This is a genomic window from Pseudomonas sp. KU43P, from assembly GCF_033095865.1.
GTDB lineage: Bacteria > Pseudomonadota > Gammaproteobacteria > Pseudomonadales > Pseudomonadaceae > Aquipseudomonas.
In genome coordinates, this window is the sequence record NZ_AP019365.1 from 1,654,430 (window position 1) to 1,675,006 (window position 20,577).

At 61.9% G+C, this 20,577-nt stretch carries 22 protein-coding genes and 1 pseudogene; 10 read left to right on the forward strand and 13 right to left on the reverse strand.

Annotation, left to right across the window (positions count from 1 at the left end; translation table 11 throughout):
* Positions 1-14 precede the first annotated feature (14 nt).
* Positions 15-986, reverse strand: coding sequence for an endonuclease (locus KU43P_RS07610; RefSeq protein ID WP_317661984.1), 972 nt, complete (start codon positions 984-986; stop codon positions 15-17).
* Positions 987-1,145: 159 nt separating this feature from the next.
* On the reverse strand, positions 1,146-1,712 hold the full coding sequence (locus KU43P_RS07615) for a hypothetical protein (RefSeq protein ID WP_317661986.1): 567 nt from the start codon (positions 1,710-1,712) through the stop codon (positions 1,146-1,148).
* Between the two features lie 206 nt (positions 1,713-1,918).
* Here KU43P_RS07615 and KU43P_RS07620 point away from each other — a divergent pair, with 206 nt between their 5' ends.
* On the forward strand, positions 1,919-2,917 hold the full coding sequence (locus KU43P_RS07620) for a sensor domain-containing diguanylate cyclase (RefSeq protein ID WP_317661988.1): 999 nt from the start codon (positions 1,919-1,921) through the stop codon (positions 2,915-2,917).
* Positions 2,918-3,003: 86 nt separating this feature from the next.
* On the opposite strand, the gene lpdA is transcribed toward KU43P_RS07620, so the two are convergent.
* From lpdA to KU43P_RS07640, 4 genes are read right to left on the reverse strand one after another with little or no spacing between them, the layout of a single operon-like run.
* A complete protein-coding gene (gene lpdA / locus KU43P_RS07625) occupies positions 3,004-4,383 on the reverse strand; it encodes a dihydrolipoyl dehydrogenase (RefSeq protein ID WP_317661990.1) in 1,380 nt (459 codons plus the stop codon).
* 2 nt (positions 4,384-4,385) lie between these two features.
* Positions 4,386-5,657, reverse strand: coding sequence for a dihydrolipoamide acetyltransferase family protein (locus tag KU43P_RS07630; protein ID WP_317661992.1), 1,272 nt, complete (start codon positions 5,655-5,657; stop codon positions 4,386-4,388).
* Positions 5,658-6,716, reverse strand: coding sequence for an alpha-ketoacid dehydrogenase subunit beta (locus tag KU43P_RS07635; RefSeq protein ID WP_317661993.1), 1,059 nt, complete (start codon positions 6,714-6,716; stop codon positions 5,658-5,660).
* 1 nt (position 6,717) lies between these two features.
* Complete coding sequence (locus KU43P_RS07640; protein WP_317661995.1) at positions 6,718-7,950, reverse strand: 3-methyl-2-oxobutanoate dehydrogenase (2-methylpropanoyl-transferring) subunit alpha; 1,233 nt, start codon at positions 7,948-7,950, stop codon at positions 6,718-6,720.
* A 197-nt stretch (positions 7,951-8,147) separates the two neighbouring features.
* Between KU43P_RS07640 and bkdR the strand changes: the two genes are divergently transcribed.
* The 3 genes from bkdR (at position 8,148) to KU43P_RS07655 (ending at position 11,627) form a co-directional block, all read left to right on the forward strand.
* Complete coding sequence (gene bkdR, locus KU43P_RS07645) at positions 8,148-8,633, forward strand: Bkd operon transcriptional regulator BkdR (protein WP_012315571.1); 486 nt, start codon at positions 8,148-8,150, stop codon at positions 8,631-8,633.
* Positions 8,634-8,908: 275 nt separating this feature from the next.
* A complete protein-coding gene (locus tag KU43P_RS07650; protein WP_317663763.1) occupies positions 8,909-10,150 on the forward strand; it encodes a glutamine synthetase family protein in 1,242 nt (413 codons plus the stop codon).
* 130 nt (positions 10,151-10,280) lie between these two features.
* Positions 10,281-11,627, forward strand: a complete 1,347-nt coding sequence (locus tag KU43P_RS07655; RefSeq protein WP_317661998.1) for an MFS transporter — start codon at positions 10,281-10,283, stop codon at positions 11,625-11,627.
* A 145-nt stretch (positions 11,628-11,772) separates the two neighbouring features.
* On the opposite strand, the gene KU43P_RS07660 is transcribed toward KU43P_RS07655, so the two are convergent.
* From KU43P_RS07660 to flgA, 4 genes are all read right to left on the reverse strand, one after another.
* Complete coding sequence (locus KU43P_RS07660; protein ID WP_317662000.1) at positions 11,773-12,516, reverse strand: flagellar brake protein; 744 nt, start codon at positions 12,514-12,516, stop codon at positions 11,773-11,775.
* Positions 12,517-12,596: 80 nt separating this feature from the next.
* A complete protein-coding gene (locus KU43P_RS07665; protein ID WP_317662002.1) occupies positions 12,597-13,064 on the reverse strand; it encodes a flagella synthesis protein FlgN in 468 nt (155 codons plus the stop codon).
* A 49-nt stretch (positions 13,065-13,113) separates the two neighbouring features.
* The gene (flgM, locus tag KU43P_RS07670) at positions 13,114-13,428 is read right to left on the reverse strand and encodes a flagellar biosynthesis anti-sigma factor FlgM (RefSeq protein ID WP_317662003.1); all 315 of its coding nucleotides are present in this window, start codon (positions 13,426-13,428) and stop codon (positions 13,114-13,116) included.
* Positions 13,429-13,579: 151 nt separating this feature from the next.
* Positions 13,580-14,332, reverse strand: coding sequence for a flagellar basal body P-ring formation chaperone FlgA (gene flgA / locus KU43P_RS07675; protein WP_317662005.1), 753 nt, complete (start codon positions 14,330-14,332; stop codon positions 13,580-13,582).
* A gap of 79 nt (positions 14,333-14,411) precedes the next feature.
* Here flgA and KU43P_RS07680 point away from each other — a divergent pair, with 79 nt between their 5' ends.
* Both KU43P_RS07680 and cheR read left to right on the forward strand, forming a co-directional pair.
* Positions 14,412-15,341 carry a chemotaxis protein CheV gene (locus KU43P_RS07680; protein ID WP_317662007.1) on the forward strand — a complete coding sequence of 310 codons (930 nt, stop codon included), beginning with the start codon at positions 14,412-14,414 and terminating at the stop codon, positions 15,339-15,341.
* Positions 15,342-15,391: 50 nt separating this feature from the next.
* Positions 15,392-16,219 (forward strand): protein-glutamate O-methyltransferase CheR, encoded by an 828-nt coding sequence (gene cheR, locus KU43P_RS07685; protein WP_317662008.1) that lies wholly within the window; start codon positions 15,392-15,394, stop codon positions 16,217-16,219.
* Positions 16,220-16,281: 62 nt separating this feature from the next.
* On the opposite strand, the gene KU43P_RS07690 is transcribed toward cheR, so the two are convergent.
* Together KU43P_RS07690 and KU43P_RS07695 are read right to left on the reverse strand one after the other, a co-directional pair.
* Positions 16,282-16,899: a GAD-like domain-containing protein gene (locus KU43P_RS07690; protein WP_317662010.1), complete on the reverse strand. Its 618-nt coding sequence runs from the start codon at positions 16,897-16,899 to the stop codon at positions 16,282-16,284.
* A 112-nt stretch (positions 16,900-17,011) separates the two neighbouring features.
* Positions 17,012-17,623, reverse strand: a complete 612-nt coding sequence (locus KU43P_RS07695; protein ID WP_317662012.1) for a GAD-like domain-containing protein — start codon at positions 17,621-17,623, stop codon at positions 17,012-17,014.
* Positions 17,624-17,688: 65 nt separating this feature from the next.
* Here KU43P_RS07695 and KU43P_RS07700 point away from each other — a divergent pair.
* Positions 17,689-18,252 (forward strand): annotated as a pseudogene (locus tag KU43P_RS07700) (DUF6861 domain-containing protein); the annotation flags it as partial.
* On the opposite strand, the gene KU43P_RS07705 reads toward KU43P_RS07700, so the two are convergent.
* Positions 18,208-18,633: a DUF6861 domain-containing protein gene (locus tag KU43P_RS07705; RefSeq protein WP_411567250.1), complete on the reverse strand. Its 426-nt coding sequence runs from the start codon at positions 18,631-18,633 to the stop codon at positions 18,208-18,210. The pseudogene KU43P_RS07700 and the gene KU43P_RS07705 overlap by 45 nt on opposite strands.
* A 341-nt stretch (positions 18,634-18,974) precedes the next feature.
* Between KU43P_RS07705 and flgB the strand changes: the two genes are divergently transcribed.
* From flgB to flgD, 3 genes are read left to right on the forward strand one after another with little or no spacing between them, the layout of a single operon-like run.
* Positions 18,975-19,382, forward strand: coding sequence for a flagellar basal body rod protein FlgB (gene flgB / locus KU43P_RS07710; protein ID WP_317662014.1), 408 nt, complete (start codon positions 18,975-18,977; stop codon positions 19,380-19,382).
* 2 nt (positions 19,383-19,384) lie between these two features.
* Entirely contained in the window at positions 19,385-19,828 is a 444-nt protein-coding gene (gene flgC, locus KU43P_RS07715) for a flagellar basal body rod protein FlgC (RefSeq protein ID WP_176515806.1), read from the forward strand.
* Between the two features lie 15 nt (positions 19,829-19,843).
* Entirely contained in the window at positions 19,844-20,551 is a 708-nt protein-coding gene (flgD, locus tag KU43P_RS07720; RefSeq protein WP_317662016.1) for a flagellar hook assembly protein FlgD, read from the forward strand.
* Positions 20,552-20,577 lie beyond the last annotated feature (26 nt).

The following is a 20,577-nucleotide window of genomic DNA, read 5'->3' on the forward strand; positions in this document are numbered from 1 at the left end:
GATCAGGTGTTCAGCTACTTGCAGTTCCCCGCCTTGCGATACCCCGCAGCCTGCGCCTGCGCTTCATTCTCGAAGGCTACCTGGTTCTTCTGCGACACCTGGCTGTAACCCGGGCATCCGTTGGCAAGGTGATACACATGGCTGTTTCGATTGCCGATGATTGCCCCGTCGATCGATGCGCGGGCCAAGGTTGGCTGTGGCATGGGCTTGGATGCCGTTTTCGGGCCGGGAGCTGTGACCACGTCAGTTGTGCCTGCAGGCTTGTAGCCCAGTGACCAGGTGCGCTCGCCGGTAACGAAGGGGTTGGAGTGCCCCATGATCCGGGCAATGCGCTGGTCGCGCTCCTTTTCCCAGGCAGACACCGGGTGCTGCTTGTCCCACGCCATGAGCAGCTGTTGCTGCTGGCGCGACATGCTCAGCTGGTAGCGGTCGAACATGTAGAACGTGGTACGCGCCACCAGCCCTTTCACTTCATCGCGGGGCTCTGCCGCCTTCTGCTGGAAGTCGACCTTGGTGGTGCATTGGCCGTATTGTGGGGCAACGCCCGAGACCATGCCGTAGTTGAAGTTACTGCGGTCCCCGTTCACTTCGCCCACGGAAGGGTAGAGGTTGAACAAATCGGCTTCCATGGCGCGGAAAGTGGGGTCTGTGTCGACGCAATGCTCACGGCCGCCGTTCTGCCAGCACTGGCGTTGATGGCCGAAGGTCCAGGCCGGCACGATGTGCTCCCACTCGGTACGTTCGGCGCGGGTCTGCAGCTTGCGGGTTTCGTAACCGCAGGACTTCAGGTCCACGCGGCCACCCGACTTGCCGACCCAGGTCCACTTGCAGCCGCAGTACAGGTCGCCCATGGCGCTGCTGGCCTGGTCGAGGTAGACCTTCTGCTTGGCAATGACTTTGGCTTCGGTAAAGGTCGCGGGAGGGGTGGCGAAGGCGCTGGGGATGGCGGCGAGGGCGAGGGTTACGACATACAGCAGTTTCTTCATGAGAAAACATCATCGGAAGGGTGGGGCGCGGGATTATACGGCGAGCCGACGATGAGTGAAGAAATGTCCTGCAGCTTTCAAGGACGGCGCCTATGGCAAGGTGTTCATTGCCATAGGCCAGGGGGGCAGCCAGCATTGCACTGGCTCCCCCCCTGGCGTTCAGACCTGGCCGGCCTCCAGTGCCTCTTCACGCTCGTCGATACCCTGCGATGCCGCAAGGTCAGTGCCCTGGCGAGCCTGTTCGGCACGCACGGCCTGTTGCTCAAGCTTCGCCTGAGTCTTCATTTCGACGTCTTCCTTCATGCGCTGGGCAACCTGCTGGTCTACCTTCATCTGCTGTTCCGGCGGCAGGGCATTGTACTCATCCTCGGTCATGCCCAGTTCCTGAAGGATCTTTTCCTTGATTTTCTCCTCCGGTGGCTTGGCCATGTAGTCGCGGAAGTCCTGCACCGCATCGCTGGTCTGCTGGGTGCTGGAACCCGCCTGCTGGCGGGCAGCGAGGTCGGGGTTCTGCAGCATGACTTTGAGTTTGGCGAAGGCTTCGGCGCGGGCATCGTCGGCATTCTGCTGGTCGGTGCTGCCCTGGCCATTGTGCTGCGCCGAGGTGTTGCTGGTGGCCAGCGGCGCGCGGAATAACGACACATCGGCCTGCGCTTGTTCGTGGTTGATGCGCTGCTGTTGCTGCACGGAGGCCTGCCAACCCAGGCCGTTAAAGGTGATTGCCATCTTCTCCTCCTTGGACGGTGCGAAACCTGGGGAGAGGGGCAAAACCCATGCCAGCCACGGGGGCCACGAAAGTAGAGCAGCGCGGGGGTTCCGATGGCAAACTGCTCGGAATATCCTTGCCAGCCAGGGGCACAACGTTGCCGCCTGCGGCAAATATGAGCACTGCATGAACGCGGTGCGCAGTCAGGACACTAGGGAGAGCGTCCATGAGTGAGCAAGCAAGGCCGGTACCTGCCGGTTTCAGTGAACAGCAGTTGCACCTGCTGTTCGAGTTGATCAGCGATGGCATCTGGGACTGGAACGCCAACACCGGCTATGTCTATCGCAACCCAGGCTGGTACGCCATGCTCGGCTATGCCAGCCACTCCATGGCCAATACCGTGCTGACCTGGGAGGGGGTGATTCACCCGGAGGATTATCCGCGGGTAATGGCGCACTTCGAGGCCTACATCCAGCAGCGCAATGAGCACTACCTCATCGAATACCGCTGTCTCTGCCAGGACGGTAGCTACCTGTGGGTCGAAGACCGGGGCTATGTCATCGACCGCAACGAAGACGGCTCGGTGGCCCGCATGCTGGGCGCCCACCGCAATATCGATGCCAGTAAACGCCTGGTGGCGGAGCTGCAGCAGAAGACCCAGTCGCTGGAAACCCTGGTGGCCGAACACACCCGCGAGCTGTCGTGGGTCAACCAGCAGTTGCAGCGCCAGCTCGACGAGAACCGCGAGTTGGCCGAGCGCGACGCGCTGACCGGCATCGCCAACCGCTACTGCCTGGAGAAACGTCTGCAGGAAGGGTGCGAGCGAGCCCAGCGTTTTCGCCAGCCCTTGGCGCTGATTGCGATGGATGTGGACGACTTCAAGCCGATCAATGATCGCTACGGCCATGTCCGGGGTGAAGCGGTACTCGTCGCGGTGGTCCAGGCATTGCGTGGCTGCATGCGTGAACAGGACGTGCTGGCGCGTTGGGGGGGCGACGAGTTCGTCATGGTATTGCCGCAGACCTCGTTGAGCGAAGCGCTCGAGGTGGCGGCCGGCCTGCGACGTGCGATGGCACAGGTGAAACCGGTGGGCGAGTACATGCTGACCCTGAGTTATGGGGTGGTGGAGCGGCAGGAGGGGGAGGCCCAGCATGAATTGCTGCTTCGGGCGGACGAGGCCTTGTACCGCTCCAAAGGTGCCGGCAAGAACGCCATCTGCGAGTGAGCTGCCACCTCTGGCTCCGAGATGAAAAAAGACCCGCGATGCCTCGAAAGGCACTGCGGGCCAAATCGGCCACAGCCGCTTCAGTGTCAGATATGCAGAGCGTGCCCCAAGGCGCGCAATGCCGCTTCCTGTACCGCCTCACCCAGAGTCGGGTGGGCGTGAATGGTACCGGCCACATCCTCGAGCCGTGCGCCCATTTCGAGTGATTGGGCAAAGGCCGTGGACAGTTCCGAAACCGCCACGCCGACTGCCTGCCAGCCCACGATCAAGTGATTGTCGCGTCGCGCCACTACCCGCACGAAACCACTCTTCGACTCCAGGCTCATGGCCCGGCCATTGGCGGCGAACGGGAACTGCGCCACGATGCAGTCCAGGCCTTGCTGGCTGGCCTGATCGGGTGTGTGGCCCACCACCACCACTTCGGGGTCGGTGAAACACACTGCGGCAATGGCGGCCGGCTCGAAGCGCCGCGCCTTGCCGGCGATGATTTCCGCCACCATTTCGCCTTGCGCCATGGCCCGGTGGGCCAACATCGGCTCGCCGGCCACATCGCCGATGGCCCACACGTTGCGCATGCTGGTTTGGCAGCGTGGGTCGATGGCGATGGCGGCGCCGTTCATCTTCAAGTCCAGGCATTCCAGGTTGTAGCCCTGGGTGCGCGGTCGACGGCCCACGGCCACCAGCACCTGGTCGGCTTCCAGGCGCAACTGCCCACCTTGGCCATCGCGAGCCAGCAGGCAGCCGTCGGTATAGCCTTCGACGCTGTGGCCCAGGTGCAGGGCGATACCCAGTTTCTTCAAGGACTCGGCCACCGGAGCGGTGAGTTCGCTGTCATAGGTGGGCAGGATGCGTTCGCGAGCCTCCACCACGCTGACCTCGGCACCGAGCTTGCGGTAGGCGATGCCCAGCTCCAGGCCGATGTAGCCGCCGCCCACCACCACCAGGTGCTTGGGCAGGGCCTTGGGTGCCAGGGCCTCGGTGGACGAAATGATCGGTCCACCCAGCGGCAGCATCGGCAACTCGACACTGTTCGAGCCGGTGGCCAGCAACAGGTGTTCGCACTGGATGCGCTGGCCGTCGACGTCGACGTGCTTGCCGTCGAGGATTTTCGCCCAGCCGTGAATGACCTTGACCCCATGCTTTTTCAGCAGGGCCGCCACGCCGGTGGTCAGGCGGTCGACGATGCCGTCCTTCCAGGCCACGCTGCGCGCGATGTCAAGGTGCGGCGAGGACACGCTGATGCCCAGTTCGGACTGGCCGCTGTAGCGCGAGGTCTGGTGGAACTGCTCGGCCACATGGATCAGCGCCTTGGACGGAATGCAGCCGATGTTCAGGCAGGTGCCGCCCAGGGCCTGGCCCTCGACCAGCACGGTGGGGATGCCCAGCTGCCCAGCGCGGATGGCGGCCACGTAGCCGCCAGGGCCGCCACCGATGATCAGCAGGGTGGTGTCGATAGTCTGGTGCATGCTCACTCCACGAACAGGCAGGCGGGTTGTTCAAGCAGGCCGCGCACGGCCTGGATGAACAGCGCGGCATCCATGCCATCGACCACCCGGTGGTCGAACGAGCTGGACAGGTTCATCATCTTGCGAATCACGATCTGGCCATCGATCACCATCGGCCGCTCGACCATGCGGTTGACGCCGACGATCGCCACTTCCGGGGTGTTGACCACCGGCGTGCTGACGATGCCGCCCAACGCGCCGAGGCTGGTCAGGGTGATGGTCGACCCGGACAATTCTTCGCGGCTGGCCTTGTTGTTGCGTGCGGCGTGGGCCAGGCGGGAAATCTCGCTGGCGTTGCCCCACAGGCTGCCGGCTTCGGCATGGCGCAACACCGGTACCATCAGGCCGTTGTCACCTTGGGTGGCGATGCCCACATGCACCGCACCGTGGCGGGTGATGACCTGGGCTTCGTCGTCGTAGGTGGCGTTGATCTGTGGGAAGTCGCGCAGGGCCACGACCAGAGCGCGCACCAGGAACGGCAGCAGGGTCAGCTTGCCGCGGCTGTCGCCGTGCTTACTGTTGAGCTGCTGGCGCAGGGCTTCCAGGGCGGTGACGTCGATTTCCTCGACATAGCTGAAGTGCGCGACGCGGCGTTTGGCGTCCTGCATGCGCTGGGCAATCTTGCGGCGCAGGCCGATCACTTGCACCTGCTCGCTGTCGGTTCGCTTGGCATAGCCGTTCGGTGCCTGGCCGGCAGTGCTCTGCGGTTTGCTCATGAAGGCATCGAGGTCTTCGTGCAGGATGCGCCCGGCCGGGCCGCTGCCATGTACGTAGCGCAGTTCGATACCGGCATCCAGCGCGCGCTTGCGCACGGCGGGGGAGGCCAGGGGTTTTTCGTCGGCCTGACGCGCTACGATCGGTGCGGCGCTGTAAGCCGCAGCCGGCTGACTGGCCACCGGTTGCGCTTCAGGGCGCGGTTCCTGTCTGGCAGCGACCGGCGCGGCCTGCGGCTCCACTGGCTTGGCCTGCGGCACATCCACGTGGTTGCCGCTGCCTTCCACTTCGATGCGAATCAGCTCGCTGCCGACCGCCATCACTTCACCTGGCTGGCCACCCAGGGCCAGCACCTTGCCGCTGACCGGCGAGGGGATTTCCACCGTGGCCTTGTCGGTCATGACATCGGCCACCACCTGGTCCTCGGCGATCACATCGCCGACCTTGACGAACCATTCCACCAATTCGACCTGCGCGATGCCTTCGCCAATGTCCGGCATCTTGATGACGTGCGTGCCCATTCAGACCTCCATGACCCGTTTCAATGCCGCACCTACCCGCGAAGGGCCTGGGAAATACGCCCACTCCTGTGCATGCGGGTAAGGAGTGTCCCAGCCGGTGACGCGCTCGATCGGCGCTTCGAGGTGATGGAAGCAATGTTCCTGCACCAGCGACACCAGTTCGGCACCGAAGCCGCAGGTGCGCGTGGCTTCATGCACCACCACGCAGCGGCCGGTCTTCTTCACCGACGCGACGATGGTTTCCAGGTCCAGCGGCCATAGGCTGCGCAGGTCGATGACTTCGGCGTCGACACCGGTTTCCTCGGCGGCCACCTGGGCCACGTAAACCGTGGTGCCGTAGGTCAGCACGGTGACATCGTTACCTGGGCGGGTGATTGCCGCCTTGTCCAGCGGCACGCTGTAGTAGCCGTCCGGCACGGCGCTTTGCGGGTGCTTGGACCATGGCGTCACCGGGCGATCGTGGTGGCCGTCGAACGGGCCGTTGTACAGGCGCTTGGGCTCCAGGAAGATCACCGGGTCGTCGCATTCGATCGAAGCGATCAGCAGGCCCTTGGCGTCATACGGGTTGGACGGCATTACCGTGCGCAGGCCGCACACTTGGGTGAACATCGCTTCGGGGCTCTGGCTGTGGGTTTGGCCGCCGTAGATGCCGCCGCCGCAGGGCATGCGCAAGGTCAGCGGAGAAATGAACTCGCCGGCCGAACGGTAGCGCAGGCGCGCCATCTCCGAGACGATCTGGTCGGAGGCCGGGTAGAAGTAGTCGGCGAACTGGATTTCCACCACCGGCCGCAGGCCGTAGGCGCCCATGCCCACCGCCGTGCCGACGATGCCGCTCTCGGAGATCGGTGCGTCGAACACGCGCGACTTGCCGTATTTGTTCTGCAGGCCTTCGGTGCAGCGGAACACGCCGCCGAAGTAGCCGACGTCCTGGCCGTAGACCACCACGTCGTCGTCGCGCTCGAGCATGACATCCATGGCCGAGCGCAGGGCCTGGATCATGGTCATGGTGGTGGTGGCCATGGCGGTTTCCGGTTTGATGCTGTTGTTATGGTCGTTCATCTCAAACCCCCAGTTCCTGGCGCTGACGGCGCAGGTGGTCGGGCATGTCCTTGTACACGTCCTCGAACATCGAGGCCGCGCTCGGGATGTGGCCGTTGGCCAGGGTGCCGTACTGTTCGGCTTCCTTCTGCGCAGCGATGACCGCAGCTTCGAATTCGGCGGTGACGGCCTGGTGTTCTTCCTCGGACCACTGGCCGATGTTGATCAGGTGCTGCTTCAGGCGGGCGATTGGGTCGCCTAGCGGGAAGTGGCTCCAGTCATCGGCGGGGCGGTACTTGGACGGATCGTCCGAGGTCGAGTGCGGGCCGGCGCGGTAGGTGACCCATTCGATCAGGCACGGGCCCAGGCCGCGGCGGGCGCGTTCGGCGGCCCAGCGCGAGGCAGCGTAGACGGCGACGAAATCGTTGCCGTCGACACGCAGGGAAGCGATGCCGCAACCCACGCCACGCCCGGCGAAGGTGGTCGATTCACCGCCGGCGATGGCCTGGAAGGTGGAGATCGCCCACTGGTTGTTGACCACGTTGAGGATCACCGGCGCACGGTACACGTGGGCGAAGGTCAGCGCGGTGTGGAAGTCGGATTCGGCGGTGGCGCCGTCGCCGATCCAGGCCGAGGCGATCTTGGTATCGCCCTTGATCGCCGAGGCCATGGCCCAGCCGACTGCCTGCACGAACTGGGTGGCCAGGTTGCCACTGATGGTGAAGAAGCCGGCTTCGCGCACCGAGTACATGATCGGCAGCTGGCGGCCCTTGAGCGGGTCGCGCTCGTTGGACAGCAGTTGGCAGATCATCTCCACCAGCGACACGTCGCGGGCCATCAGGATGCTCTGCTGGCGGTAGGTGGGGAAGCACATGTCGGTGCGGTTGAGCGCCAGGGCCTGGGCGCTGCCGATGGCTTCTTCGCCCAGGCTCTGCATGTAGAAGGACATTTTCTTCTGGCGCTGGGCAACCACCATGCGGCTGTCGAAGATGCGCGTCTTGAGCATGGCGCGCATGCCTTGGCGCAGGATCTGCGGGTCAATGTCTTCGGCCCAGGGGCCCAGTGCATTGCCCTGCTCGTCGAGCACGCGGACCAGGCTGGAAGACAGGTCGGCGGTGTCGGCAGCGTCGACATCGATCGGTGGTTTACGGACTTGACCCGCATCGTTCAGACGCAGGTAGGAGAAATCGGTCTGGCAGCCTGGCCGGCCGGTAGGCTCGGGCACATGCAAACGCAGGGGGGCGTACTCGTTCATGCTTTTTACGCTCGCTCGGGTTTTGTTTTTGTGAGCTCTGAAGCGGCCGCCGCTGAGTACCGGCTTGTGACTGGTAGGTCAGCGTCAGTTACATAGTAGTGACAGCCCGAGAGAATTTTTCTCTCAAGTTGATTGCCTTTACGGTGCGCCGAGGATAAACATTCTGAATAAACACAAAAAACCGGTGAATTTGTCTCATGCGCAAACTCGATCGTACCGATATCGGCATTCTCAACAGCCTGCAGGACAACGCCCGCATCACCAATGCGGAGCTGGCGCGTTCGGTGAACCTGTCGCCCACGCCCTGCTTCAACCGGGTCAAGGCCATGGAGGAGCTGGGGGTGATTCGCCAGCAGGTGACCTTGCTGTCGCCGGAGGTGTTGGGGCTGGATGTGAACGTGTTCATTCATGTCAGCCTGGAGAAGCAGGTGGAGCAGGCGCTGCACCGCTTCGAGGAAGAGATTGCCGAGCGGCCCGAGGTGATGGAGTGCTACCTGATGACGGGAGACCCGGACTACCTGCTGCGGGTGCTGTTGCCGAGCATCCAGGCGCTGGAGCGGTTTCTCGATTACCTGACGCGGTTGCCGGGGGTGGCGAACATCCGTTCGAGTTTTGCCTTGAAGCAGGTGCGGTACAAGACGGCGCTGCCGTTGCCTTCGAACGGCATGACCTTGCGGGAATAGCGGGTGGCAGGACCGGCCTCATCGCCGGCTAGCCGCCTCCCACACTGGATCTGTGGTGTCCCCGGTCCCTGTAGGAGCCGGCTTGCCGGCGATAGGGCCAGCGCAGGGCGCTTGATATTTTAAACACCCCCAGCCTATGTTGTTCCCAGCCTATAACAACAAGGACAAGCGTCATGACCACCGCCGCCCAACGCTCACTAGCCGAGCACCTGCAGGGCATCGACCAGATCGAATGCATCACCCCTGACCTCAACGGTGTCCCCCGTGGCAAGGTGATGACCGCCGAAGGCTTCATCGAAGGCCGCCGCCTGCAGATGGCGCGCGGCGTGTTGCTGCAATGCATCATGGGCGGCTACCCGCCGGCACGCTTCTACGGCAGCGACGATGGCGACCTGGCGCTGGTGGCCGAACCCACGCAGATCCACCGCCTGCCGTGGAGCGAGGAGGGCTTGGCCCTGGCCATCTGCGATGCCAACGAGCTGGATGGCAGGTCGTCGGCGTTGTCCACCCGCGGCCAGCTCAAGGCCGTGATTGCCCGCTACGCAGCACTGGGCCTGGCGCCGGTGGTGGCCACCGAACTGGAGTTCTTCGTCTTCGCCGCCAACAGCGACCCGCAGCAGCCGTTCCAGCCGCCAGTGGGCAAGGACGGGCGCCGCGAGCTCGGCCACTCGGCGTTCAGCGTCAGTTCCAACAACGGCCTGCGCCCGTTCTTCCAGGACGTGTACCGGTGCATGGCGGCGCTCGGCCTGCCGCGCGATACCTTCATGCACGAGATGGGCGTCAGCCAGTTCGAGATCAACCTGCTGCACGGCGACCCGTTGCTGCTGGCCGACCAGACCTTCCTGTTCAAGCACCTGCTCAAGGAAGTGGCGCTCAAGCACGGCCTGATCGTGGTGTGCATGGCCAAGCCGCTGGCGCACACCCCTGGCAGCTCCATGCACATTCACCAGAGCCTGGTCGACATCACTGGCGGGCGGAATGTGTTCAGCGATGACCAAGGGCAGCCGACCGATACCTTCCACCATTTCATCGGTGGCCAGCAGGCCTGCATGGCCGAATTTACCGCGCTGTTCGCCCCGAACGTCAATTCGTACCAGCGCCTTTGCCATCCGTACGCCTCGCCCAACAACGCTTGCTGGTCGCACGACAACCGTGCCGCCGGGCTGCGCATTCCGGCCAGCGCGCCGGTGGCGCGGCGTGTGGAGAACCGCTTGCCCGGCGCCGACGCCAACCCCTATCTGGCCATTGCCGCCAGCCTGGCCGCCGGCCTGCACGGCATCGAGCAGCGCTTGCAGCCGACACCGGCGATACAGGGTGAGTTCGAGGTGCCGGAGGCATTGAGTCTGCCGTGCACGCTGCATGCCGCGCTGGAGCGCCTCAAGCGCAGCAACCTGGCGCGGGAACTGTTCGGCAGCGAGTTCATCGAAGGCTACGTTGCCAGCAAGACACTGGAGCTGACCGACTTCTTCGACGAGATCACACCGTGGGAGCGGCGGGTTTTGGCGGCACAGGCCTGAACGCGACACCAGTACGACTGGACGCGCCGCAGGCCAAGTATTTCGTTGTCGGGGGCCTGCGCCGCAGCGCATTTGCTTTTATGCTTGCGAGCAAGCCAACGCCACCTGACCAGGGAGCCCGAGGGGACGTATGCGAAACATCTGGAAGCCCTTTCAGTCGCTGTATTTCGCTGCCTTGATGATGCTGATCGGCTCGGGCCTGCTCAGTACCTACCTGGCACTGCGCCTGGCGGCCGACCATGTCGACAGCCTGTGGGTCGGTGCGCTGATGGCGGCCAACTACTTTGGCCTGGCCGTGGGCGGCAAGGTCGGCCATCGCCTCATCGGGCGTGTCGGGCACATCCGCGCCTATGCCACTTGCGCCGGTATTGTCGGCGCGGCCGTGCTCGGCCATGGCCTGACCAATTGGCTGCCGGCCTGGGTCGGGTTGCGGATGATCGTCGGCCTGGGAATGATGTGCCAGTACATGGTCATCGAGAGCTGGCTGAACGAGCAGGCCGACGCCAAGCACCGCGGCGCGGTGTTCAGTGGCTACATGATCGCCTCCTACCTGGGGTTGGTGCTGGGCCAGTTGATCCTGGTGGTGCATCCGCAGCTCGGCCCCGAACTGCTGATGCTGGTCGCCATGTGCTTCGCGCTGTGCCTGGTGCCAGTGGCGATGACTCGCCGTATCCACCCGGCGCCGCTGCGTCCGGCGCCGATGGAGCCGAAGTTCTTCATCAAGCGGGTGCCGCAGTCGCTCAGCACGGTGTTGGGTTCGGGGCTGATCGTCGGCTCGTTCTACGGCCTGGCGCCGCTGTACGCCTCCAGCCAGGGGTTGTCCACCGAGCAGATCGGTCTGTTCATGGGTTGCTGCATTTTCGCCGGTCTGGTGGTGCAGTGGCCGTTGGGCTGGTTGTCCGATCGCTACGACCGTGCGTTGCTGATCCGCAGCGTGGCGGTGGGGCTGGCGCTGGCCTCGGCGCCCCTGGCGATCATGCCCAGCGTGCCGCTGGAGTTGCTGTTCGGTGTCGGTTTCCTGATCTCCTTGCTGCAGTTCTGCCTGTATCCGCTGGCGGTGGCGTTTTCCAATGACCACGTGGAAAGCGAGCGGCGGGTGTCGCTGACCGCCATGCTGCTGGTTACCTATGGCGTAGGCGCATGTATTGGGCCGCTGGCGGCAGGGGTGCTGATGAAGGTGCTGGGCGCGCAGATGCTCTATGCCTTCTTCGTGTTCTTCGCCCTGGTGCTGGTGTGGCGCATTCGGCCGAAGGCGGTTACCGGGCTGCACCAGGTGCAGGACGCGCCGCTGGGGCACGTGGCGATGCCGGCGGCAGGTTCGCCATTGTCGGCTGCGCTCGACCCGCGGGTGGATGAGCAGACCGTGCAGGACGTGATGCAGGCGCCGGTGGCGGCTGAGGATACCGAAGTGGAAGAGAAGGCCGAGCCGGCAGGGGGCGCAGAAGCTGCCGAGTCGGTCGAGGTGAACAGGAGCTAGGCTGCCCGCAGGCCCTATCGCCGGCAAGCCGGCTCCCACAGGTATGCCACGGGCTTTGTGGGAGCCGGCTTGCCGGCGATAGGGCCAGCAAGGACACAAAAAAACGCCACCCAATGGGTGGCGTTTTTTTTCACTCGGCTGCCGATCAATAATCGTCTTTGTCGAACCGCCGCGCTTCACGCTGCAGTTGGTACACGAAGCTTTCGATCTTGCGCTGCGCCTGGCCGCTGAGGTTGTGGAAGCGCACACCGGCGAAGGTGGTGTTGATGCGCTCTTCGTAATGCAGGTGACGCAGCTCGACCATGGTGTCCACCAGGCCCAGTGGGTTGCCAGCCTTGAAGCGCTCGTACACCTGGCCCAGTTGCAGACGGTCTTCGACATTGCCATCGAAGCGCAGCTTGCATCCGGTGGCAGAGATGTCCAGCAGCTTGCCACGCAGGGCACCGTTGCCCTTGAGGTGGGTGCCGTCGAGGATGATGTCGACCAGTTGCGACAACTTCAGTGCGGCGCGGAAGGCATTGCGGCGTTGGTGATAGGTCACTTCTTCCGGCAGGGCGCCGCGGTAAGAGCGGTGGCCGTCGACTTCGGTAATCCTGAGTTCGTGGTTGCATTCCCAGGCGATGCGCACACCGTCGTGGAAGCCTTCGACACGGAACGGTTCGCCGTTCTCTATGAATTTCTCGCCATCGCGCGGGATCATTTCGTCCAGCGCCAGGGTGTTGCTCTCGCGGTCCACGTGCACCACGTAGCTCTGGAACCGCTGGCTGCGCTCGTGGAAGGTGATGATCAGAGGATCATGGCTCTCCAGAAGCTGGCGCAGGTTGGCGGCGATCTCCAGAGGAGTGTTCAGCACCTTTGGCGGCTGCGGAGCATCGGTTTCATTGAACACGGGTTATCAATCTCCAGGCAAAAACGGCACACGCAAGTAACGGCATTTTGCCAGTATGTTCCGTGCCTTGATACAAATAATCACACTTGGCTGAGTGCCCGGGGCTTGGCCAGTGGCGAGGTGGCGCCACGGCTGTCGTAGAGCGACGGAGAATCGCCGCCCATGAGGATCCTGATCTGATTGGCCGTGACGTGCTGTTGTACCTGGATGATCCGGCCGTTGGTCTCGTTCACCTTCTGGCAGGCATCCATCAGCTGGGTCAGCACGTTGAGCTGTTGCATGATCACTTCGCCGTTGTCCGACTGCGCGGCCACCGCCTGCACCCCGGCGCGGTCGGCGCTCAGGCCGAGGCTGGCGAGCAGGTTGTTGCGGCGCAGGCCTTGCTGCTCGAGCAGGACGATCAGCGACTGCTTGCGGGCCAGGATGCCCTCTAGCGGCGCCAGGTCCCGAGTGTGAAGGGCTACCGCCTCTCTTTGCAGGAGGTCGAGCAGTTCCTCGGTCGGGGCGATGTCGTCTTCGATCAGTTGCAGCAAAGTGATGTCGTGCATGGCTAACTCTTGGCTTTTAAAGCGTCCGTGAAGTCAGCGCGCCAAACGGTCAGCGCTGGGCTTCGAAATCGAGCAGTTTGCTGGCGACCCGGCCGGCATCGACCTGGTAGCTGCCGTCGGCGATCGCCTGCTTCAACTGCGCCACGCGGGCGTTGTCGACAACGGGCTGGTCGCGCAGCTTGTCGCTGATCTTCTGCAACTGCTGGGCCTCTTGGCTGAGGTGTACCGCTTCTCCGCTGGCGCTGGTGCTTGCCGGCGCTGCAGCCGGTTCGCCGGCCTTGTCGGCGGCACCCGGTGCGGCAGTGCCGCGAACGCCGCCCGTAACGGACGGAGAGTTATTCAAACGACTGAAGTCGATGACCATGATCAGAAACCTCTGGGTATTTGGACGCTTGCCTTGTTTTCGGCCAACCCGAAAGAAACTTTAGGCACAAATGCATAGCCGCCTATCGGCAAGCCCATGAACCCGTTTGTGCCACAGTTTAGGAAAAGCGCCAGCGCACCGCCAGCCTAATCTACATCGCCACCTCGACCTGGCCGGGTCCGGTCACCCGGGCCTTGACCACCCGTTGTGAATTGAGGTTGCGCACGCGAATCTGTTCACCCTGGCCGCCCTTGCTCAAGGCTTCGCCGGGCATGCGCACGCTGAGGCTGCCGCTGCGCGCGGTAATCACCACATGATCGCCCTTGCGCACCACCTCGGCCTGTTCAAGATGTTGCGGGGTGAGTACCTGGTCAATCACCGTTGAGCGCAGCATCTTCATGCCCACGGCCTGGTCAAGGTCGCTGAGAAAGCCTTGTGTCAGGGTGCCTACATCGCGCTCGCGCAGGGCCACGTCAGCTTCGCCGATCACGTTGTCGCGCTTGAGCGGGCGAGTGACCACCACCACGTCGCGGAACAGCTTCACAGTGGCCGGTATGAAGAGGGTCCATGGCGCGCTGCCATCGCAGCGCACGCGCACCGTCACGCGGCCCAGCGGTTGCGCCGGGCTTTCCAGCGATGCGTCGAGCTGCTGGCTGCACAGTGGCATGCGCAGGCGCGGATCCAGCGGGCTGACCTGGATTTCATAGCGCCCCGCGGTCTGGGTGGTGGCCAGATAATCCTCGACGGCGAATTCAAGAAACCCTTGGGTGACACCGATAAGCTGTTCAGGCAAGGTAACCGCATCCGCCAGCGTGCGAGCGCCGGGTGCCAGCAGGCACAGCGCGGCGAGCGAGCTGCTCAGCAGGTGTGTCAATCGTCGGAAAATTGTCGTTTTCATGTACATGGCGCTCAAAAAAGCAAAGCCCGTGCCGACTCGCTGTCTGAGTCGCTACTAAAAAAGCAGAAACCAAAAGGAGTCAGGCATGGCGGGGGTAATGGATTCAGTCAACCAGCGCACTCAGCTGGTGGGGCAGAATCGCCTGGAGTTGCTGCTTTTCCGTCTCAATGGCGAGCAGCTCTACGGCATCAACGTATTCAAGGTTCGCGAGGTGCTGCAGTGCCCTGAGCTGACCTTGCTGCCCAAGTCGCACCCGGTGGTGCGCGGTGTGGCCAACATCCGCGGGGCGACCATCCCGATCCTCGACCTGTCGATGGCCACCGGCCTGCCCGGGTTGAAGGAAGAAACGCGCAACAGTTTCGTGATCATCACCGAGTACAACACCAAGACCCAGGGCTTTCTGGTGCATTCAGTCGAACGCATCGTCAACATGAACTGGGAAGAGATTCATCCGCCACCCAAGGGCACTGGCCGCGACCACTACCTGACCGCGGTCACCCGAGTGGACAACCGCATGGTCGAGATCATCGACGTGGAAAAGGTGCTGGCCGAGGTGGCGCCCTCCTCCGAACAGGTATCTGCCGGTGTGGTCGACGCCGAGGTGCAGGACAAGGCCGTGCTGTTGCGGGTGCTGACCGTCGACGATTCATCGGTGGCGCGCAAGCAGGTCAGTCGCTGCCTGCAGACCGTGGGTGTGGAAGTGGTGGCGCTCAACGACGGCCGTCAGGCCCTGGACTACCTGCGCAAGCTGGTGGACGAGGGCAAGCGGCCGGAAGAAGAGTTCCTGATGATGATCTCGGACATTGAAATGCCAGAAATGGACGGCTACACGCTGACTGCGGAGATCCGCAGCGACCCGCGTATGCAAAAATTGCACATCTGCCTGCATACTTCCCTGTCCGGGGTATTCAACCAGGCGATGGTCAAGAAGGTCGGTGCCGATGACTTCCTGGCCAAGTTCAAGCCGGACGACCTGGCCCAGCGCGTGGTCGACCGGATCAAGGCAGCGCATTGAAGCAGCCGGGACAGGCTCCCGGCACCAGTGATTGGAAAGAGGCGGCAGTAGTGTCTACGGGTAATTTGGAGTTCGAACAGTTCCGGGTCTTCCTGGAGAAAGCCTGTGGCATCCTGCTGGGGGAGAATAAGCAGTACCTGGTTTCCAGCCGTCTCAACAAGCTGATGGAGCAACAGGGCATCAAGAGCCTGGGCGAGCTGGTCCAGCGCATCCAGGCCCAGCCGCGTGGCGGCCTGCGCGAGCTGGTGGTCGACGCCATGACCACCAACGAAACCCTGTGGTTTCGCGATACCTACCCGTTCGAAGTGCTGAAGAACAAGGTCATCCCCGAGTTCATCAGGAACAACCCCGGCCAGCGCCTGCGCATGTGGTCGGCGGCGTGCTCGTCGGGTCAGGAACCGTATTCCATTTCCATGGCCATCGACGAGTTCGAGCGCAGCAACCTGGGCCAGCTGAAGATGGGCGCGCAGATCGTCGCCACCGACCTGTCGGGCTCGATGCTGAACAACTGCAAGACCGGCGAATACGACAGCCTGGCGATTGCCCGCGGCTTGTCCCAGGAGCGCCTGCAGCGCTACTTCGACACCAAGGCGCCGGGGCGTTGGGCGGTGAAGCCGGCGATCCGCAGCCGGGTCGAGTTCCGCTCGTTCAACCTGCTCGACAGCTATGCGGCGCTGGGCAAGTTCGACATCGTGTTCTGCCGCAATGTGCTGATCTATTTCTCGGCGCAGGTGAAGAAGGACATTCTGTTGCGGATTCACAGTACCCTGAAGCCAGGCGGGTATCTGTTCCTGGGGGCGTCCGAGGCGCTCAATGGGTTGCCGGACCATTACCAGATGGTGCAGTGCAGCCCGGGGATCATCTACCAGGCCAAGTAGGGTTTTTTAATGACGCGAGGGGCTGCAGTGCAGCCCTCGGCTCGATTTGATCGGTAAGACATTCAAAGCTCGGGAAGGTCGAAGGGGTTAAGTGTGGTGAGTTGTGAGAGAAATATTAAATGCTCCACAATTTTTACCTTTTCTAAGTTCTCGAGTTTGTCCGCTCCGCCGAGCATGATGGCGGGGGTGAATCCGTACATTTCATCTGGATGAAGGGGGGCGAGTTTTTTCTTGGCCGGTTTGAAAAGGTCGCCATAGTCATTGGTGTCAACCCTTTTAGATACCATGAACGCCCTGACGCCTGCATCCATTCTATCTCCGGTGTAAATAGATTGGTGAACGCTGTAGCGTGAAAGAATGCTGGTGATTTTGAGCGAGGCACCTGAGGTTTCTCCCCAGAGGTAAAGGTCTCCAAAGGCGCTTCTCGCAATGACATGGTACTTGTCTGAGTTCGCGAATTTGGTGCTTTCAAGCCAGGATTCAACAACGCCGTCATAGTCTTGGGGATTGACCATCCAGAAGATTCCCTCGCCATAGCCGCACCACCCGTGCTCGCGCCAATACGTCAGTAGCTGATTTGGGAGTATGCCTTGATAGCGCTGAATGCTCGATGGTGGAACTTCCCTGCTCTCGATTGGCGAACCGAATTCTTCTAGGAAAATTGAAAAAGCCTCGTCCATATTTCGCCTCTTGGCGTCCGTTGTCACGGGGAAAGCTCAGTCGTTATTCGCCAAGGGCTGCATTGCAGCCCCCGGACTAATTATGCCTTAGTGATTTTGGAGTATTCTTTGGTTAAAAATCCGAGAAATTATACGGCTCAAGGGGCGCAATCTGGGATAGGAAAACGAGGTGTTCTTGAGCTTTTACCTTTTCGACATGATCAAGGCTGGCTGTTCCACCAAGCGACAAGGCGGGAACAAAAGCATACATTTCATCGTGCTTCACTATGCCGAGTCTTTTCTTTAAAGGCTCAAACATATCGTCGAAGTCATCAGTTTCTCGATCGCGCATCGCAAAGAAATTTTGTACGTGCCGATCCATGTTGACAATTTTTCTGTCTTTTCCTACGTAGCATGACAAGTAACCAATGATTTTCAGTGAAAACCCGGTTTGCTCTCCAAAAAAATAAAGGTCGCCAAAGGCGCTTCTTGCAATTAAATGGTATGTGTCTCTAGCGGCAAGTGCAGTGCCCTCAAGCCATGAGGCCGTCACTCCTTCGTAATCCTGCGGGTTAACAGTCCAAAATAGTCCGTCAGCATACCCACACCAGCCATGTTCTGCCCAGTATTCAAGCAATTGATTTGGTAGTCTATTTTTGTAACGTTCTAGACTTGACGGTGGAACTTCCTGTCGGTATGCAGGTTGTCCCATTGATTCAGTAAATATGGAGAATGCTTCGTCCATCGAGATTCTACCTTAAGTCAACATTTGTGCAGTTTTACGTTCATGAGGGCTGAATGGTCATCTGGGGCCATTCGCTCAGCGGCTGGATCCTCGGCGTGCTGGGGCTTGCCTCCATCGCCGAGTTCTTCGTCGAAGACCTGCCGCGCATCGGCGAGTACTACCTCGACGGCATGCACATCGCCTGGTAAGGCACGCGCAGCGATGGCCTCGACCCGTTCAGCCAGGACCACCCGGATACGGTCTCCCGTGCTGCTCATCACATTGCCTTGGGGCATGTGGAAGTGGTGGTGCTGCTGTTGGGGGCGATCGTCTCGTACCTCACCCGCGGACGCGGCGATGCCCGGGTGCTGGCGCAGGAAATGGCGGCCAGCAGCAAGGGCGCGCGACTGGGGCAGTGGATGCTCAAGCATGAGGAGGGGTTGAAGAAACGGCCGGATCTGCAGGTGCCGGAGCGGCACAAGGGCGCGATGGATGAAGTGCAGCCTCAGCAGTCGAATCGGCCTGCCGGCAAAGACAAGGAGCCTTCGAAGCGCAAGCCCGGTAGCATGCCTTTGCATACAGTGGCCTGGATTCAGGAAGAGCTATCACAGGTAATGAGTCCGGCCGAAGCCGAAGGGAATTACCCCCGCACCGCCGGTAAACGCCCCGAACCCGGCGCCGATGGCGCCGCCGGTGAGGGTGCTGGCGACGACGATCATCGCCATGTCCCTCACCACTCTCAGCAGGTCATCGACGATGCTGGCGATCTCAAGCTCGGCAAAGCGTTGGCGCAGCATGACGCTGGCTTGCCACTCGGCCTGGTTGAGGGCCGAGCGAACCGCCTTGACCCGATTCAGGTTGAGGGACAGCGAGGGGGCGGTCTGGTTGAGGTGATCGAGAAAATGGGCGCCTCCTTGATAGCCCATTGCGTCAATGATGCGTGATTCGATCTCGAGCCATGACGGCACGAGGTAATCCAGATACATGAGGTGTCTCCCTGACATCGCGTACAGGGGGAAATCACACCACATATCGACCGAGGAAATTTCCGTGAAGCTTGTGGGAAATTTCCTAAATTTCACCAAAAAAGGGCTGAAGATCGTTAATCAGAGTGGCGGCACTCGATATGCACCACGCCACTCAACCCAAGACATGCACCGCAACTGCCGTCAATTTTTTGCTTTGCCGCTTATGCCACCCGGCAATTGCCGCTTTCCCATGTCCAAGCGGAAGCACTTTGCCGCTTTTCTGGCATCGACATTTCCCCTGCAGTCTCCAAAGCCCAGCATTCACGGGCTTTTAAAACCTTGGCACAGCTCTTGCTCTATCTTCGGCAACGACATTCCGGTCAACCTTCGAAGGTTTCCCCGACATGAGCATCAGTTTCGACAAGGCACTTGGTATCCACGAAAAAGCCCTGGGCTTCCGCGCCCAGCGTGCCGAGGTGCTGGCCAACAACATCGCCAACGCCGACACGCCGAACTACAAGGCGCGTGACATGGACTTCTCCTCGGTGCTCGCCGCCGAGAGCCAGAAGCAGCAGAGCGGCCGTTTCGCCATGGAGCGCACCAACAGCCGCCACATCGAGGCCGAAGGCCTGGCGATGAACGACGAGAGCCTGCAGTACCGCACGCCGACGCAGCCGTCGATCGACCAGAACACCGTGGATGCGCAGATCGAGCAATCGAACTACACCGAAAACGCCATCGGCTTCCAGGCCAGCTTCACCTTGCTCAACAGTAAATTCAAAGGGCTGGTATCGGCCCTGCGCGGAGAATGACCATGTCCCTTTCCAGTGTTTTCAACATTGCCGGCAGCGGCATGAGCGCGCAGAACACCCGCCTCAACACCGTCGCTTCCAACATCGCCAACGCCGAGACCGTGTCGTCGAGCATCGATCAGACCTACCGCGCGCGTCACCCGGTGTTCGCCACAACCTTCCAGAATGCCCAGGCCGGCGGCAGCCAGTCGCTGTTCGAGGACCAGGGCGAGGCGGGGCAGGGTGTGCAGGTCAAAGGCATCGTCGAAGACCAAAGCAACCTCGAAGCACGTTACGAGCCTAATCACCCGGCGGCGAACAAGGACGGCTACGTCTATTACCCGAACGTCAACGTGGTCGAGGAGATGGCCGACATGATCTCCGCCAGCCGCGCGTTCCAGACCAACGCCGAGCTGATGAACACCGCCAAGAACATGATGCAGAAAGTCCTGACCCTGGGTCAGTGATAAGGAATCCAGACCATGGCAGTCGATAGCACCAGCGGTGTGAACCTCAACGATGTCCTGACGGCATCGGGCGTCGGTGGCACCACCAAGAAAACCGTCGATACCACGTCCAAGACCGGTTCCGACGCGCTCGGCAAGGACGCGTTCCTGCAGCTTCTGGTGACCCAGATGCAGCACCAGAACCCGCTCGATCCGCAGGACAACAGCGAGTTCGTCGCCCAGCTCGCGCAGTTCAGCAGCCTCGAAGGCATCACCAACCTGAACGACTCGGTCACCAGCATCACCAATGCCATGGCCTCGTCCCAGGCCCTGCAGGCCTCTTCGCTGGTGGGGCGCTCGGTGGTGGTACAGAACGACAAGGCAGTGGTCGATACTGCCGATAGCTTCAACGGCCAGTTCGTTGTGCCGCAGGCGATCAGCGAAGCGAAGATCACCATCAAGGACAAGGACGGCAACACCGTCAAGACCATCGAGCTGGGTGAGCAGAAAGCCGGTTATGCCGACTTCATCTGGGACGGCACCAATGCCAGCGGCGAGAAGGTCGACCCAGGCACCTACACCTTCAGCGCCAGCACCACCGTCGACGGCCAGGCCGTGCAGATGAACACCCTGCTGCCAGCCAAGGTGACCAGTGTCAGCTTCAACGCCACCGGCGAGATGGTGCTGAACCTCGCGGGTGTCGGCAAGGTTTCCCTCTCCGACGTACAAACCATCGGTATCTAAGGCCCGCTAACGCGGCACAAGGAGCG